This is a genomic window from Burkholderia sp. 9120 (genome assembly GCF_000745015.1).
Taxonomy (GTDB): Bacteria; Pseudomonadota; Gammaproteobacteria; order Burkholderiales; family Burkholderiaceae; genus Paraburkholderia.
In genome coordinates this window covers 2285728-2302098 of record NZ_JQNA01000002.1, presented here as the reverse complement: position 1 = coordinate 2302098, position 16371 = coordinate 2285728, and the positions used below count along the sequence as shown (strand labels likewise).

The following is a 16371-nucleotide window of genomic DNA, read 5'->3' as shown; positions in this document are numbered from 1 at the left end:
CGGGTGAGCCTGCGCGAAAGCTTATCGAAGGGTGGTTGCGGCGACAACAACTTAATCCGCATATCCATATGGGGCGGGCGCTGCGCTACGGCTTGTGGTGCGGAAGAGCGTGATACGAACGACGCCTATGAGCTGAAGCCCTTAAGCGCTATCGAAGATAGTGGAAGCGTGCAGCGCCGGATGCATCGGCCGCACGGGGTGATCGGTTTTACTCGGTGGCAGCGCGCGGCTTGCGCGGCGCGCGTTCGAACGCGCGGTCGTAGAGCCAGCGCGGCATGACATGCAGCAGCATCGCGACGATACGCATTTGCCACGGGAACACTGCAAACGCCGTTTGACGTTCAACCGCGTCCGCTACCTTCACCGCGAAACGGTCGGCGTCCATCAGGAACGGCATGGTGTACGGATTGTGCTCGGTCATCGGCGTGCGGATGTAGCCGGGCGCGATGGTGACCACGCCGACGCCCTGCGGGCGCATCTCGACGCGCAACGCCTCCAGATACTTGAGCGCCGCCGACTTCGACGCGCTATATGCGCCGGAGCCCGGCAAACCCCGCACGCTGGCGACGCTGGCAATCCCGACGAGGGTGCCTTTCTTCGCGGCGACCATGGCGGCGGCGAACGGCTCGAACGTGGCGACCATGCCGAAGTAATTGATGTCCATCACTTCGCGGAAGGTGCGCAGATCGCCGTGTCCGGTGACCGCACCGCGGCTGATGCCGGCATTGGCGATGACGACATCCGGCAGGCCGTATTGCGCGATGAATTGCGCGGCCGCTTCGGCGAGCGCTTCGGCGTCGCGCACGTCGACGGAATAGACGGCGATCGAATTCTGCGGATGGGACTGCTGGAACGCGGCGAGAGCGTCGCCGCGACGGGCGACCAGGCCGAGAATCGCGCCGCGCTGCGCATATTCGGCAGCGAGGGCGAGGCCGATGCCACTCGAGGCGCCGGTAATGAAAACCTTCAGCGGTGAACTCATTCCGGCGCCTCGTCTTTACATCTTCTTGGCGCGGATTTGCGCGACCAGGTAATCCAGCACCTGGATCGTGCCCGGCAGGCTGTTGGTCTGAGCCGGGCCGGTTTCATACTTGCCTTGAATGGCCAAGGTCGGCACGCCGTCGATCTTGTAGTCGTTCATCAGCTTCGTGTCTTTCTGCAACGCGCTTTGCGTCGAGAACGAGTTGTACGCTTCCATGTACTTCTTCGGATCGACGCCGTTCTTCGCAAGGAATTTGGCCTGATCTTCCGGCGTCAGCAGATAGTCTTTGTTGACGTGGATTTCGTTGAAGACCTTCGGCGTGAGCGATTGCGCGAGGCCGAGTGCGTCGAGCGCGTGATACATCTTCGAATGCGGCACGAAGTCGTCGCGGAAGGCGACCGGCACGCGCTTGAACACGACGTCCGGACCTTGCTTCTTCACCCACGCTTCGAGGTACGGGTTGAATTCGTTGCAGTGCGGGCAGCCGTACCAGAAGAACTCGGTGACTTCGATCTTGCCGGCCGGTTCGTCGGTCGGTTGCGGCGTGGCCAGCACGGTGTAGTCCTTGCCGGACACCGGTGCGGCCGGCGCCGCTTGAGCTGTGGCGGCAACGAGGCCCAGCGAGAGGAACAGAATGCTCAGCAGTTTTTTCATGTCGTGTTGACCCAGAGTAGGCGGTAAAGCGGCGGCGCCACGCAAATGCCCGCCACCGCTTTTCATTGTCGGCGTTGGGACGTTTTCAAACGTCCGTCGTGTTTGTGACACGCGCCGCACGCCGATGGTTCGGCGGCGGCGCGTTCCGGTAAATCACCGTGTGTTTATGGTTGGCTTACTGCTTCGTGAAACGGATCACCGCGGTGTCGACGCCTGCGTCGGACAGACGCTGACGGCTCGAATTCATGTCCTCGAACTTCGAGAACGGTCCGATCCGCACGCGATAGTACGTCACACCGCCCGCATCGCGCTGCGTGACCTTCGATTCGAAGCCCTGGAACGCGAGACGCGCGCGTTGCTGTTCGGCGTCGGCCGAGGTTTTGTACGCGCCCACTTGCAGGAAGTAGCCGGTGTTCGCATCACCCGGAGTCGGTGCCGACGTCGCGCCGGAACCCGGCTTGGCGTTGGCGGTTGCCGTGCTGGGCGCCGGTGCGCTGGATGCCTGCGGCTTCTTGGCCGGTGCGGTGGGCGCGACGTTGCCGTTGTCCTGCGCGGGCTTCGGTGCGACTGCCGTGCCGTTCGGGTTGGCGTTCGTGCCGTTAGCGGGTGGCACTTCGACGATCTGCGGCTCTTCCAGCATGCCCGACTGCGTCTGCGAATTGGTCTGGCCCGGGGCGGTATTCGGCGGCGCCGGCTGCGCGGCTTGCGGCACCGGCTGGCCCGGCGTCTTGCCTTGCAGTGGACGGTTCGGATCGTATTGCGCCTGGCTCGCGCTGGAGTCGGACGCCGCGGGCGGCGCCACCTTCGAGACGAACGGTGTAGGCGCACGGGTGATATACAGCGCCACCACGACCGCGATCGCAAGGCCGACGATCAGGCCCAGCACGATGCCGAGAAAAGTGCCCCCGGTTTGTTTCGATTGCTTTGTTGTGCGGCGTGGTTTTGCCATCGTATGAATCACCTGCAAAAAGAATCCTGGAACGGCCGCCGATTATAACGACGGCCGCATGCATGTTACGGCGGAGGACTTACATCTTGACGGGAGCGGAGACGCCGATCGTCGCGAGACCGTTGGCCAGCACTTGACGCGTGGCCGCGAGCAGCGCGACGCGGGCATTGCGCTCGGCCGCATCGTCAACCAGCACGCGCTCGGCCCGGTCATTGTAGAACGAGTGGAATTCCCCGGCGAGGTCGCGCAGATAGAACGCGACCGCGTGCGGTGCGAGTTCGTCGGCGGCGTGCTGCAGCATGTCCGGGAATTCGGCGAGCTTGTTCAGCAGCGCCATGGCGCGTTCGCTGGTGAGCGGGGAAACGTCCACCGACGCGAGCGTGGTTTCGTCCGTGTTGTAGCGCGACTTGCATTCGGCGAGCACCGAGCAGATGCGCGCGTGCGCGTACTGCACGTAATGCACGGGGTTTTCGTCGTTCTGCTTCAGCGCGAGGTCGATGTCGAACACGAATTCCGTATCCGCCTTGCGCGAGATCAGGAAGAAGCGCACGGCGTCGCGGCCGCGGCGAATCGTTTCCTCGTCGATCAGGTCGACGGCGGTTTCCGAGCCCGGCGTCGCGCCGCCCGACCATTCGATCAGGTCGCGCACCGTCACGTAGCTCCCGGCGCGCTTGGAGATCTTCACCTCTTCGCCGTTGCGCATGACCGTGACCATCTTGTGCAGGATGTAGTCGGGATAGCCCTTCGGAATGCCGATGCCCAACCCTTGCAAGCCGGCGCGCACCCGCGCGATCGTGCCGTGGTGGTCCGAACCCTGGACGTTGATGACCTTGGTGAAGCCGCGCTCCCACTTGGCGACGTGATAGGCGACGTCCGGCACGAAGTACGTGTAGGTGCCGTCGGTCTTGCGCATCACGCGGTCTTTGTCGTCGCCGTCGTCGGTGGTGCGCAGCCACAGCGCGCCTTCCTGTTCGTAGGTCTTGCCGGCGGCGACCAGCGCTTCGACCGTCTTTTCGACCCGGCCTTCCGTGTACAGCGACGACTCCAGATAGTACTGGTCGAACTTCACGCCGAACGCCAGCAAATCCATGTCCTGTTCGCGGCGCAGATACGCCACCGCGAAACGGCGGATCGCTTCGAAATCTTCGACGTCGCGCGCGCCGGTCACCGGCTCGCCGTCGCTCGCGGCCACCGTAGCGCCGGCCAGATAGTCTTTGGCGATTTCGGCGATGTACTCGCCGTTGTAGGCCGAAGCCGGCCAGCCCGCGTCGCCGGGGGCGATGCCGCGCGCGCGTGCCTGGGTGGACAGCGCGAGCGTCTGGATCTGCATGCCGGCGTCGTTGTAGTAGAACTCGCGGTGCACGTCCCAGCCTTGCGAGGCCAGCACGTTCGAGAGCGCGTCGCCGAGCGCGGCCTGACGGCCGTGGCCGACGTGCAGCGGGCCGGTCGGGTTGGCCGACACGAATTCGATCAGTACGTGCTTGCCGGCGTCGCGCTGCGATTGGCCGAACGCGGCCTGCTCGGCGAACACGGCGGCGATCACCGCCTGCTTCGCGGCGGCGGCCAGACGCAGGTTGATGAAGCCGGGGCCGGCCACTTCAGCGGCTTCGACGAGACCTTGGGCGAGCGGCTGCGCGAGCAGCGCGTCGACGATCTGTTGTGCGAGCTGGCGCGGATTCGCGCGCAGCGGCTTGGCGAGCTGCATGGCCACGTTGCACGCGACGTCGCCGTGCGCGGCGACCTTGGGGCGTTCCAGCGTGATGGTGGGCGACACGAAAGCGGCTTCGGTCGCGCCTTGCGAGGCTTCAGCGACCTGCTTTACCGTGTCGGCGAGCAGGGTTTCGAGGGTCTGTTTGTGTGCAGGCAGCATGCTTGTTGCGAGTCCAGTGAGGCAATCCGGTGATGCGGAAGCGGCGTTGGCCGTGCCCGTGCAGCAGGCGCAGCCGGTCCGTCAGAAGCGTGGAAAGCGGCGCGGCGCCCGTTGCGGCAATTCGGTCGCAACGACTGCGCGGTCAGGCACGTTGCCTGCAACGCAGTCAGACATGATGCGCAGCGGCTCGCGGCGGTTGACCGGCGCGGCTGGCAGCGGCAACGCGCGGCTGCCTGGTGACCAATCGAGCCAATTCACAGTGCCCGGCCGTGCGCGGCCAGAGGCGGCGCGCTTTTCCGTTCAGAGGGATTTTAGCAGGTGCTAATATGTTCAATGAGATGCCCAGCAAGGGCCGTGGCCGCCGCGCCGGATTGGCGAGTCAACGTAACGCGCGCCGCCGCCGCTTTCGAGCCGTCGGCACGCCAATCCAACATAACCAAAAAAGGGAACAGTCATGCTGATTACTTTCAAATGCCGCGCCGCGCCAGACGTCATGATGCTGGAGAATCTTGCCCAGTATCTGGTCGGTATCGTCGGCAAACGCCTGGGTGAACGCGGCGTCATTACGCACGACGAACTCGGTGTGGCTATCGGCAAACTCGAAGCCGCCATCAACGTCGACAAGCAGGAACGCGCCGAACACGACGGCCATTTCCACGAAGGCGAAGACGGTCACGAGCATCACGAGATTCCGCCGGGACTCGCGCAACGCGCGTATCCGTTCCTAGACATGCTGCGCGCGGCGCAGAAGGAAAACGCGGATATCGTCTGGGGTCTGTGAAGTTCCACGCGGCGGCGTGGTCGGCTCCTCCGTGGGCCAAATGTGCGCCGCAGCCGTTGCAGAAGTCATGGCGCGTATCCCGCGCCGCAGTTGGCGGCGCGAATCCTTGCGACGCACCAATGAAAAGAGCCCGCTCGAAGCGGGCTCTTTGTCATTCAAGGCCGGAGTCAACCGGCTTTGACGTGTAGCGCTTACTGGCTGGCAGCGTCCGCCGGGGCGGCCGCGGGAGCCGACGCACCCTTCTTCATTTTCTTCTTCTTCGGTTTCTTGACGTGCTTCACGGTGGGCGGCGAATACGAGCTCACCGCGCTCGAACCCGCCGGAGCGGCGGGCTGTGCCAGCGCCGCCGAGGCGCCCACAGCGAGTGAAACAGCAGTCAACAACAGCGTCAGCTTCTTCATACGATTCTCTCCGTCGACGATTGCAATTAGATAAGCCGACGCGTTTTGGCCGCGTCTGGCTGGGTAAACCCAATTCAGTCTACAAAGCCGAAAATTACACTGCCGCAAATATTCAGCCTTTCAGACCCGATATAGTGGGTTTCCCGCCACGCTATGCAAAAGGCTTACAGCAAAGGCGCCAGAGCGCGCTCCGCATCCGTTTTCGACAACGCCATGCGAATTGCGTAATCCTCCAGCTGGTCCTGACCGATCTTGCCGACCGAGAAATAGGTGCTGTCGGGATGCGCGAGATAGAAACCGGAGACGCTCGCCGCCGGCAGCATGGCGAGCGATTCGGTCACGCTCATGCCGATTTCGGTGGCTTGCAGCACGTCGAACATGTCGCGCTTGACCAGATGGTCCGGGCAGGCCGGATAGCCGGGCGCCGGACGGATGCCGTGATACTTCTCGGCGATCAGGTCGTCGTTAGACAGCGTTTCAGTGTTCGCATAGCCCCACAGATCGCGCCGCACGCGCGCATGCATTGCTTCGGCGAAGGCTTCGGCGAAACGATCCGCGAGCGCCTTCAGCATGATCGCGCTGTAGTCGTCGTGATCCTTTTCGAACTGCTTTTCCTTCACGTCGACGCCCAGACCCGCCGTGACCGCGAACATGCCGATGTAGTCGGCCACGCCCGAGTCCTTCGGCGCGATGAAGTCGGCGAGCGAACGGTTCGGCCGCATCACGCCGTCTACCACCGGGCGCACGCTCTGCTGACGCAGGTTACGCCAGGTGAGTGCGACTTCCGAGCGCGAATCGTCCGTGTAGATTTCGATGTCGTCGTCGTTCACCGTATTGGCGGGCAGCAGCGCGATCACGCCGTTGGCCTGCAGCCAGCGGCCCTGGATCAGACGCGAGAGCATCGACTTGCCGTCCGAGAACACGCGCCGCGCCGATTCGCCGACGATCTCGTCGTTCAGGATCGCGGGATACGGGCCGGCCAGGTCCCAGGTCTGGAAGAACGGACCCCAGTCGATGTACTTCGCGAGTTCGCTCAGATCGAAGTTCTTGAACACACGGCGGCCGATGAACTTCGGCTTGACCGGTTGGTAGCTCGCCCAGTCCACCTTGGTCTTGTTCGCGCGGGCTTCGGCGAGCGTGACCATCGGCGTGGCTTTGCGGTTGGCGTGTTGCACGCGGATGCGGTCGTAGTCGGTCTTCAGGTCTTCGAGGTACTTGGCCGCGCCTTCGTCGGACAGCAGGCTCGACGCCACCGACACCGAGCGCGACGCGTCCGGCACGTACACCACCGGCCCTTCGTAATGCGGCGCGATCTTCACCGCGGTGTGCACGCGCGAGGTGGTCGCGCCGCCGATCAGCAGCGGAATTTTCTTGATGCGGAAGTAGTCGTCGCGCTGCATTTCCGACGCGACATAAGCCATTTCTTCGAGGCTCGGCGTGATCAGCCCCGACAGCCCGATGATGTCCGCGCCTTCGACCTTCGCCTTGGCGAGAATGTCGTTGCACGAGACCATCACGCCCATGTTGACCACTTCGAAGTTATTGCACTGAAGCACCACGGACACGATGTTCTTGCCGATGTCGTGCACGTCGCCCTTCACCGTGGCGATGACGATCTTGCCTTTCGCGCGCACGTCGCCGCCGGCTTCCGCGAGCAGGCGCTTTTCTTCTTCGATGAACGGGATCAGATGCGCGACCGCCTGCTTCATCACGCGCGCCGACTTGACGACTTGCGGCAGGAACATCTTGCCCTGGCCGAACAGGTCGCCGACGATGTTCATGCCGTCCATCAGCGGACCTTCGATCACGTTGATCGGGCGGCCGCCGGCGGCGGCGATCTTCGCGCGCACTTCTTCGGTGTCTTCGACGATGAAGTTGTTGATGCCGAGTACCAGCGCATGCGCGAGGCGCTTCTCGACCGGCTGGTTACGCCATTCGAGGTTCTCTTCTTTCTTCGCGGCGCCGGTCTTGAACTTGTCGGCGATTTCGAGCAGCCGGTCGGTGCCGTCTTCACGGCGGTTCAGCACCACGTCTTCGACGCGTTCGCGCAACTCCGGATCGAGGTCGGCATACACGCCGAGCTGACCCGCGTTGACGATGCCCATATCCATACCGGCCTGAATCGCGTGATAGAGGAACACGGTGTGGATCGCTTCGCGCACCGGGTCGTTGCCGCGGAACGAGAACGACACGTTCGACACGCCGCCGCTCACCTTCGCGTACGGCAGGTTTTCCTTGATCCAGCGCGTCGCGTTGATGAAGTCGACCGCGTAGTTGTTGTGCTCCTCGATACCGGTGGCGATCGCGAAGATGTTCGGATCGAAGACGATGTCTTCCGGCGGGAAGCCGACTTCGTTCACCAGGAAGTCGTACGAGCGCTTGCAGATTTGCGTCTTGCGCTCGTAGGTGTCGGCCTGGCCCTGTTCGTCGAAGGCCATCACGACGGCGGCCGCACCGTAGCGGCGAATCAGGTTCGCGTGGTGGCGGAAGGCCTCTTCGCCTTCCTTCAGCGAGATCGAGTTGACGATCGCTTTGCCTTGCACGCACTTCAGGCCCGCCTCGATCACTTCCCACTTCGACGAGTCGATCATGATCGGCACGCGCGCAATGTCCGGCTCCGACGCGATCAGATTCATGAAGCGCACCATGGCCGCTTTCGAATCGAGCATCGCTTCGTCCATGTTGACGTCAATGACCTGCGCGCCGTTTTCGACCTGCTGGCGCGCGACCGCGACGGCGTCGTCGAACTGATCGTTCAGGATCATTCGCGCGAAGGCTTTCGAGCCGGTCACGTTGGTGCGCTCGCCGACGTTGATGAAGAGAGTGCCGGACGTGACGTTGAACGGCTCGAGGCCGGAAAGGCGCATGGTGTGATCGGTCATGGCGTGTGTGCGAGTCGATTGCGTGCGGTTGAGATGCGTCTGCGAGGTGTGTGTGCGAGGTGCGTCTACTGCGATAGCGAAGAGCGGCGGCCGAAGCTCAGGCCGCCGCACTCAGGCGGCGTCGCGGTATTGGGTCGGCCATTTGCGCGGCTTGATTTCAGCCAGCGCCTGAGCGATCGCCGCAATATGCTCCGGCGTCGTCCCACAGCACCCGCCCGCGATATTCACCAACCCCGCCTGCGCGAACTCCTTCAACAAACCCGACGTATCCGCCGGCAATTCGTCGAAGCCCGTATCGCTCATCGGATTCGGCAAGCCGGCGTTCGGATAGCACGACACATAGGTGTCGCACAGCTTCGCCAGTTCGGCGATGTACGGGCGCATCAGCGCCGCGCCCAGCGCGCAGTTCAAACCAAAGGTGAGCGGCTTCGCGTGACGCAGCGAGTTCCAGAACGCCTCGACGGTTTGGCCCGACAGAATGCGGCCCGACGCGTCGGTGACCGTGCCCGAGATCATGATCGGCAGACGTTCGCCGGTGTCCTCGAACAGTTCGTCCAGCGCGAACAGCGCGGCCTTCGCGTTGAGCGTGTCGAAGATCGTCTCGACGAGGAAAAGATCGCAGCCGCCGTCGAGCAACGCCTTGGCCTGCTCGTAATAGGCCGTGCGCAGTTCGTCGAAGGTCACGTTGCGCGCACCTGGATCGTTCACGTCGGGCGAAATGCTCGCGGTCTTCGGCGTCGGTCCGATCGCGCCGGCGACGAAGCGCGGCTTGTCAGGCGTCGAATACTTGTTGCAGGCGGCGCGCGCCAGCCTGGCCGATTCGAGATTCATTTCGATGGCCAGCGCTTCCATGCCGTAGTCAGCCTGGGCCACCGTGGTCGCACCGAACGTGTTGGTCTCGATGATGTCCGCGCCCGCCGCGAGGTATTGCTCGTGAATCTCGCCGATGATCTGTGGCTGCGTGATCGACAACAGTTCGTTGTTGCCTTTGATGTCGCGACCGTAGTCCTTGAAGCGCTCGCCGCGATAACGGGCTTCGTCGAGCTTGGAGCGCTGGATCATCGTGCCCATTGCGCCGTCCAGGATCAGGATGCGCGACTTGAGCAGCTCGGGCAGCGCCGCACCGCGTGTATAGGCGGCTTCGGAGCGGACTGGCGTGGCGGTTTGAGCAGGCTGGTTCATGGCGGACAAGGGCTTGCGCCGGGTTTGGCGGGAAACCTGTCATTGTAGCCGCTGCCGGGCGCACACGCCGGGCGCGGGCCGGACAGGCGATCTCGCCATTGGAAAAGAAAACGGCCCAACAAGCCAAAAGCCTGCTGGACCGCTTCATGAACTGCTGACCGCCTTGAAAGGGCCGCCGGGTGGGCCGACTGCTAAGCCGGACGGCGCGGTCGAAGATAGGTCGCCAAAAACGTTGAATCGAAGCTTGCGCTTAGTGAAGAATCACCGGTTGATGCATCAGACTGTCGAACTGCCCGAGGAATTCGTCGACCTCGTCCAGCGACGGTTCCTCTTCGATCAGCTTCTGCACGTGCTCGCGAAACCGCGCCGCCATTGCGCCATCAATGTAGATCTCCCGCTGCATGTTTTTGTCCACGATCTCGTAGCCACCCGACTTCATGGCCAGCGGACCTTCCTGCGGCGGAAACTCAACGACGCAATAGTTGGGGCTGTTGTAGATCATTTGCATGGCGACACTCCTTATTTCCGTTGGCTCCTGGCCATTCCTGCGCCATAGGTTGGAGCGTGAGGGTGGAATTCAAGGGGTGGGTCCGGATTGACGCTTGTAAAAGTTCCGAACCTACCGGTTAGACCGGCCTTTCAAGAAACGTTTCAAGCAGTGCAGCAAAACGGTGAGATTGTTCGATGGGTGCGAGATGAGCGGCATCGAGCAGTTCGAAACGTGCGCCTTCGATGGCGTCTGCAATTGCCTGCGTATCAGCAGGCGGCGTGCCCGTGTCGTGGCGGCCCGCCACGGTCAATGTTGGGCAACGGATGGTTCCCAGCTTACTGCGTACGTCGAAATCGCGCACCGCCTCGCACGCCATAGCGTAGCCTTCTGACAACGTATGGCTGAACACCTCGCGAATCGGTTCGACAGCTTCGGGGTGCTCACGTTGAAAGTCAGGTGTCAGCCAGCGGTCCATGGTCGACGGTACGAGCGACGCCATGCCGCCTTCGCGGACGCTCGCGGCGCGTTGCTCCCACAGTGCGCGGCTTTCGGGACGTGTGCCGCCGAACGTATTGGCGAGCGTGAGCGTATCGACGCGCGACGGGTGGTCGAGCGCGAATTGCTGCGCGATCATGCCGCCCATCGACATGCCGACCACATGCGTAGTGGGCGCGCCGAGCGCATCGAGCAAAGTGGCGAGATCGTGTGACAGATCGGCCATGCTGAAAGCCTTACGTGACAACGCCGTCTTGCCGTGGCCGCGCAGGTCGTAGCGCAGCACGGTGTAATCGTCGCGGAAATAGCCGGCGAGCTGGTCCCACACCGAGAGGTCGCCACCGAGCTGATGAATGAACGTCAGCCAGGGGCCGCCGCCCTCATTACTCAGCACATAGCGCGTCTCGATTCCGTTGATGTTCACTTGCATGCGGGCTCCTTGAAGGGATCGCAGTGGAAGGATCCATTGACGCGCGCTGCACAGCCTCGAGGAGCTTCGACCTGATGGCTCAACAATATACGCAGCATCCGCGCGAATGGTTGCAGCAGTGTGTTGCGAGTCAGGGATGCCGTAGAAGTTTCGCCGATTCCTGGAGACCTTACTCGAGACCGGGTTTTCAGGGTTTGATGATGCCGGGCGGACTGCCGGGATCGGTAGGATTTAACGATTGGGACGGCGCGGCTTCGGGCGTTGCTGCCGAAGGGCCAGCAGGCTGCAGGTTGGCTGAATTGTCAGGCGTAGCGACGCTGCCATCGGCGATGTTGCCGGGCGAAGCGTTTGAGGTTTCATCTGCATTGTCGAGGTTGAGCTTGCCGCGCCACACCAGCTCGAATTGCGTGCCGTTCGGTTCCGTCTGAACGATCCGCGCCGGCAGCCAGCCGAGCGACGGCGCGAGCCATACGTCGATCCGACGCAGGTCACCGTCGTGGCGCGGCAGGCGTTTGAAATGACGCGCGTCGATGAAGCCTTGCGCCGTGCGGATGGTCTCGTCGCCGATCGTCTCGATGGGCCAGTTCTCGCCGCTGTCGTTGTCAACCACGAAGAACTGCCGCGTCACGCCGGGCTTATAAGCGGTGGGGTCGCCGCGCACGAGGCTGGCGAGCTGCATCACCATGCTGAAGCGGTCCTGCGCGCCGTCAGGCAGCGGTAAGCTGGCCGGCGTGCGGGTGAAGGCGATTTTCTTGTCGCTGCGATTGAAGATCGCGATGTCTTCCGCGCGGCGGCCGCGCTTTTCGATGTATTGATCCGGCGCGAGGCCGAATGCGTCGATACGTCCGTGGCTCGAATACACGAATGTGCCGACGAAAGGCAACGGCACCGACACCACCATTTCGTAGCTTTGCGCGTTGCTGGTCCAGTGGATCGTGCCGGGCTGGTTGCGCACGCCGTTGTAGAACGTGTCGTATTGCAACTCGCCGGAAGGCGGGACGGAAAACTTCACGCCTGGCGCCGCTTGCGGAGCGCTTGCGGCAGTGGGGGCGCTGGCTGTGCCGGTGGGGTTTCCAGCGGTGGCGTTCGCGCTAGTTGCAGTGGAAGCGCTTGCGGCGGCGGTTGCGCTCGCGACTGTCTCCGATGCAGCCGCAGGCGATGGCGCCTGCTTCGCCGGTTGCAACGCGGTCAGCACATGTTCGCGCGGCTTGCTCGCAGCGGCCCGTTGCGCGGGCGCCGGTGCCGGCGCATGCGGCGCGGCGGCGGCCGGATTGCGCTCGATACGCTCAGGGGTCAGCAACGCGACCTGCACGGGGACACGCTCGCTGTCCGCCGGATTCAGCGTCGCGCGGTTGCGCTCGACCCACTGCGCGGCGATCCAGTGCAGCACCGCCACGACCAGCAGCACCGCGATCCATCGCCCCACGCGCAACGCGACGCGCGGTCCGCCAGGCGGGGTGCGATCGGAACGGTGTGTGACGGAGGATGAAGCCATCGGCGGTTAAAGATGTGCGATGAGGGAATGTTTGAGTTCACGCGCATGAGCGCGTTCAAAGTGCGTACGAAGCGAGCCCACGCAAGCGCTCAGGCCGCCGCGACACACGTCACATCAATCCTGCGCGTCGCGCGGCGTCGCACTATAACCCAGCTCATACGACAGCTTTTGCGCGCAGTCGCGCAGCGCCAGATCGATCTCGCCGCCCCAGCGGATATCGAACACGCCTTCATGTCCCAACGCGATCAGACCAAGCGCGAGGTCGCCCGTCGAATCGAACACCGGCATGCAGAACGCGTGAATGGTGGGCAACAACATGCCTTCCACGCGCGCCGCCTGATGTTGCCGCACCTGCGCGAGCGTCTGCTCGACTTCATCGCGGGTGCGCGGTCCGCCGAGATGCGCGGCGCGGCGCGCGTCGGCCAATTCGCGATCGAGCATCGCGGCGGTCTTGCTAACCGGCAGATACGCGGCGAACAGCAGGCCGGTGGCCGAACTGAGTAGTGGCATCACATCGCCGAGTTTCAGCGACGCCTTCGCCGGATGGCTCGATTCCATCCAGTGGACCATGGTCGGCCCCTGATTGCCCCAGACGGCGATGCCGACCGTCAGATCGAGCCGGTCGCGCAGTTCGGCGAGCGCTATGCGCGCAAGCTTCACGCCATCGACCCGCGCAAGCCGTGCGAGCCCGAGTTGCAACGCGAAGCCGCCCAACTCGTAGCGGCCCGACAGCGGGTCTTGCGACACGACGCCCAGGCGCAGAAAACTCACCAGATAACGGTGCGCCTTCGCAGGACTCATGCCGGCGCGCTGCGCGAGGTCCCGCAGCATCATCGCGCGGGGTTCGTGGGTCAGCACGTCGAGCAGGCGAAAGCCGACTTCGATCGACTGGATGCCCGAGCGCAGTTTCTCTTCGCCGCTGTCGCCGCTGTCGCCACTCTCGACGCTTTCGTCGTCGGTATCGGTGGCGTCGGAGGCGGCATCGAGCGGTTCAGCAGTGCCGTGATCGGTACGGATCGCGCCGGAGCGGGCAGTTGGAGGCATGAGCGGGGCGCCACGAGCGCGTTCAGAAGAGGTTCAGAAGGAGGAAAGTCGCGGCCACTTGGGCCGCGCCGATTCACCATCGTAGAATAGATTCCTTCTATCGTCACTAATACGGCTCACTCCCCTATGAAACTTGCCACGCTGAAGGACGGCACGCGCGACGGTCAACTGATCGTCGTGTCCCGCGACCTGCACACGGCGGCTATTGCCGACGCGATCGCGCCCACCATGCAGCGCGTGCTCGACGACTGGACCTTCTACGCGCCGCAACTGCAGGATCTGTACGACGCGCTCAATCAGGGCCGCGCGCGCAACAGCTTTGCGTTCGACGCCAAAGACTGCATGGCGCCGCTGCCACGCGCGTTCCAGTGGGCCGACGGTTCGTCGTATGTGAACCATGTCGAGCTGGTGAGGCGCGCGCGCGGCGCGGAGATGCCGCCGGAGTTCTGGACCGATCCGTTGATGTATCAAGGCGGCAGCGACGACTTCATTGGCCCGAAAGACGACGTGCTGTGCGCGTCGGAAGCGTTCGGCATCGACTTCGAAGCGGAAGTCGCCGTGATTACCACCGACGTGCCGATGGGCGCCACGCCCGATCAGGCGCTCAGAAGCGTGCGCCTGATCACGCTCGTCAACGACGTCTCGCTGCGCAACCTGATTCCCGCCGAACTCGCGAAGGGCTTCGGCTTTTTCCAGAGCAAGCCGGCCACCTCGTTCGCGCCGGTCGCGGTCACGCCCGACGAACTCGGCGAACATTGGCGCGAGGGTCGCGTGCATCGGCCGATGATCGTCCATTGGAACGGCAAGAAAGTCGGTCAGCCGGACGCCGGCACCGACATGGTGTTTCACTTCGGCCAGTTGATCGCGCACGCGGCGAAAACCCGCAACCTGCGCGCAGGCGCAATCGTGGGTTCGGGCACGGTGTCGAACAAGGACGCGAAGCGCGGCTATTGCTGTATCGCCGAAAAGCGCTGCCTGGAAACGATCGAGCACGGCGCGCCGCAAACCGAGTTCATGAAGTACGGCGACACCGTGAAGATCGAAATGTTCGACGAAGCGGGCAAGTCGATTTTCGGTTCGATCGATCAGGGCATCGCGCCGTTGGATTGATGCGCGGGGTTTGTGCGTAGCGTAGCGCGCGTGGAGTGCACAGTGTGCGTGCCGCGACAGCGCGACACGGGCCGATTTCAAAGCGGTTTCGAAAGGGTTTCGCCCGATGCCGCCGCCCCGGCGCGCGGCTACACTGACTGGCGCGGCGGCGCGCCCGGGGTGGCGGGCTGCCGGTGCCGCGCAGCGACGCCTCGCGGCCATCCAGCCGCGTGCGATGCAGCCGTAAGCGGTCAACAGACAGTTAGTCGGTCGTTCATCGGCAGCACATCAAAAACGAAAACCAACGTGAGGAGACAGCATGCCGCGATTCGCATCCATCAAACTTGGAAGCCGGCGTAGCGAAACGATTGAAACGTCGGGTGCGCGCGTGAATCTGTCGCGCGGCGGCCGTGTTGTTCGCGCCACCGCGTTGTGCGCCGCGCTTGCCTGCGTGGGCGCGCTGCCCGGCGCAGCGTTCGCGCAGGTCAAGATCGGCCTCGTGCTGTCGCTGACCGGACCGGCCGCGTCGCTCGGCATTCCCGCACGCGACACGGCCACGTTGCTGCCGAAACAGATCGGCGGTCAGTCGGTCGAGTACATCGTGCTCGACGACGCGTCCGACACCACCCAGGCCGTGCAGGACACCAAGAAGCTGATCTCCGAGAATCACGTCGACGCGATCATCGGTTCGTCGATCACGCCGAATTCGCTCGCCATGATCGACGTGGTCGCCGAAGGGGAAACGCCAATGATCTCGCTGGCGTCGTCGGCGAAAATCATCGAACCCGTGGATGCGAAACGCCACTGGGTCTTCAAGACACCGCAGACCGATGCGATGATGGCGTCGGCCATCACGGAGCACGCCAGCGCGCACGGCGTCAAAACCATTGCGTTCATTGGCCAGGCCGACGCGCTCGGCGAGACCTTCTACGCCGAAGTCGCGAAGTTCGCGCAACTGCATCACATGGACATGGTGGCGAGCGAGCGCTTCAATCGCACCGATCCGAGCGTGACCGGCCAGGTCCTCAAAATCCTCGCGACGCATCCCGATGCGGTGGTGGTCGGCGCGGCCGGCACACCTGCCGCGCTGCCGCCGAAAACGCTCAGGGAACGCGGCTACAAAGGGCTGATCTATCACAATCATGGAGTCGGCAATAACGACTTCCTGCGCGTGTGCGGCGCCGATTGCAACGGTACGTTCCTGCCGGCGAGTCCGGTGCTGGTGGCTGCGCAATTGCCGGCGGATCATCCGGCCAAACGTCTCGCGCTGGATTACATCGCGCGCTTCGAAGCGCTGCGCGGACCCGGTAGCGTGTCGGCGTTCGGCTCGTACACCTGGGACGCCGGCATGTTGCTCAACCACGCCGTGCCGATCGCGTTGAAAGCGGGCGCGCCCGGCACGCCGGAATTCCGGCGCGCGCTGCGCGATGCGCTCGAAGCGACACGCGGTCTGGCGGATACCAATGGCGTCGTCAACATGAGCGCGACGGATCACCTCGGGCTCGATCAGCGGGCTCGCGTGATGGTCGAGATCATGAATGGGAAGTGGGTTTATCAGCCGCGTTGATCGGCCGCGTTGATCGGTCGCGTTGAGGAGAAGAGGCCGCGCGTCGGCTGCTTGCCGGAC

14 protein-coding genes are annotated in these 16371 nt (G+C 63.7%); 3 read left to right on the top strand and 11 right to left on the bottom strand.

The window, feature by feature from the left end:
• Window positions 1-208: 208 nt before the first annotated feature.
• The 4 genes from FA94_RS18440 to argS all read right to left on the bottom strand — a co-directional run bounded on the left by FA94_RS18440 (window position 209) and on the right by argS (window position 4455).
• Complete coding sequence (locus FA94_RS18440; protein ID WP_035553818.1) at window positions 209-982, bottom strand: SDR family oxidoreductase; 774 nt, start codon at window positions 980-982, stop codon at window positions 209-211.
• A 15-nt stretch (window positions 983-997) separates the two neighbouring features.
• Entirely contained in the window at window positions 998-1636 is a 639-nt protein-coding gene (locus FA94_RS18435) for a thiol:disulfide interchange protein DsbA/DsbL (RefSeq protein WP_035553817.1), read from the bottom strand.
• Window positions 1637-1811: 175 nt separating this feature from the next.
• Complete coding sequence (locus FA94_RS18430; protein WP_035553815.1) at window positions 1812-2603, bottom strand: SPOR domain-containing protein; 792 nt, start codon at window positions 2601-2603, stop codon at window positions 1812-1814.
• A gap of 61 nt (window positions 2604-2664) precedes the next feature.
• Window positions 2665-4455, bottom strand: a complete 1791-nt coding sequence (gene argS / locus FA94_RS18425) for an arginine--tRNA ligase (protein WP_035553814.1) — start codon at window positions 4453-4455, stop codon at window positions 2665-2667.
• 454 nt (window positions 4456-4909) lie between these two features.
• On the opposite strand from argS, the gene FA94_RS18420 reads away from it, so the two are divergent.
• Entirely contained in the window at window positions 4910-5236 is a 327-nt protein-coding gene (locus FA94_RS18420; protein WP_035553813.1) for a DUF1840 domain-containing protein, read from the top strand.
• Between the two features lie 191 nt (window positions 5237-5427).
• Here FA94_RS18420 and FA94_RS18415 read toward each other — a convergent pair whose 3' ends face one another.
• The 7 genes from FA94_RS18415 to FA94_RS18385 all read right to left on the bottom strand — a co-directional run bounded on the left by FA94_RS18415 (window position 5428) and on the right by FA94_RS18385 (window position 13655).
• Window positions 5428-5637, bottom strand: a complete 210-nt coding sequence (locus FA94_RS18415; RefSeq protein WP_035553812.1) for a hypothetical protein — start codon at window positions 5635-5637, stop codon at window positions 5428-5430.
• 164 nt (window positions 5638-5801) lie between these two features.
• Window positions 5802-8630 carry a methionine synthase gene (gene metH, locus FA94_RS18410; RefSeq protein ID WP_286166022.1) on the bottom strand — a complete coding sequence of 943 codons (2829 nt, stop codon included), beginning with the start codon at window positions 8628-8630 and terminating at the stop codon, window positions 5802-5804.
• Window positions 8631-9701, bottom strand: a complete 1071-nt coding sequence (locus FA94_RS18405) for a homocysteine S-methyltransferase family protein (RefSeq protein WP_035553807.1) — start codon at window positions 9699-9701, stop codon at window positions 8631-8633. It lies immediately after the preceding gene.
• 250 nt (window positions 9702-9951) lie between these two features.
• On the bottom strand, window positions 9952-10209 hold the full coding sequence (locus FA94_RS18400; RefSeq protein ID WP_007179533.1) for a BTH_I0359 family protein: 258 nt from the start codon (window positions 10207-10209) through the stop codon (window positions 9952-9954).
• 118 nt (window positions 10210-10327) lie between these two features.
• Window positions 10328-11116 (bottom strand): alpha/beta fold hydrolase, encoded by a 789-nt coding sequence (locus tag FA94_RS18395; RefSeq protein WP_035553805.1) that lies wholly within the window; start codon window positions 11114-11116, stop codon window positions 10328-10330.
• Between the two features lie 187 nt (window positions 11117-11303).
• Entirely contained in the window at window positions 11304-12611 is a 1308-nt protein-coding gene (locus FA94_RS18390; RefSeq protein ID WP_035553803.1) for a DUF3108 domain-containing protein, read from the bottom strand.
• A gap of 114 nt (window positions 12612-12725) precedes the next feature.
• Window positions 12726-13655 (bottom strand): IclR family transcriptional regulator, encoded by a 930-nt coding sequence (locus FA94_RS18385; protein WP_035553802.1) that lies wholly within the window; start codon window positions 13653-13655, stop codon window positions 12726-12728.
• Window positions 13656-13781: 126 nt separating this feature from the next.
• Here FA94_RS18385 and FA94_RS18380 point away from each other — a divergent pair, with 126 nt between their 5' ends.
• Together FA94_RS18380 and FA94_RS18375 are read left to right on the top strand one after the other, a co-directional pair.
• A complete protein-coding gene (locus FA94_RS18380; RefSeq protein ID WP_035553800.1) occupies window positions 13782-14765 on the top strand; it encodes a fumarylacetoacetate hydrolase family protein in 984 nt (327 codons plus the stop codon).
• A 298-nt stretch (window positions 14766-15063) separates the two neighbouring features.
• The gene (locus FA94_RS18375; protein ID WP_035553796.1) at window positions 15064-16311 is read left to right on the top strand and encodes an ABC transporter substrate-binding protein; all 1248 of its coding nucleotides are present in this window, start codon (window positions 15064-15066) and stop codon (window positions 16309-16311) included.
• Window positions 16312-16371 lie beyond the last annotated feature (60 nt).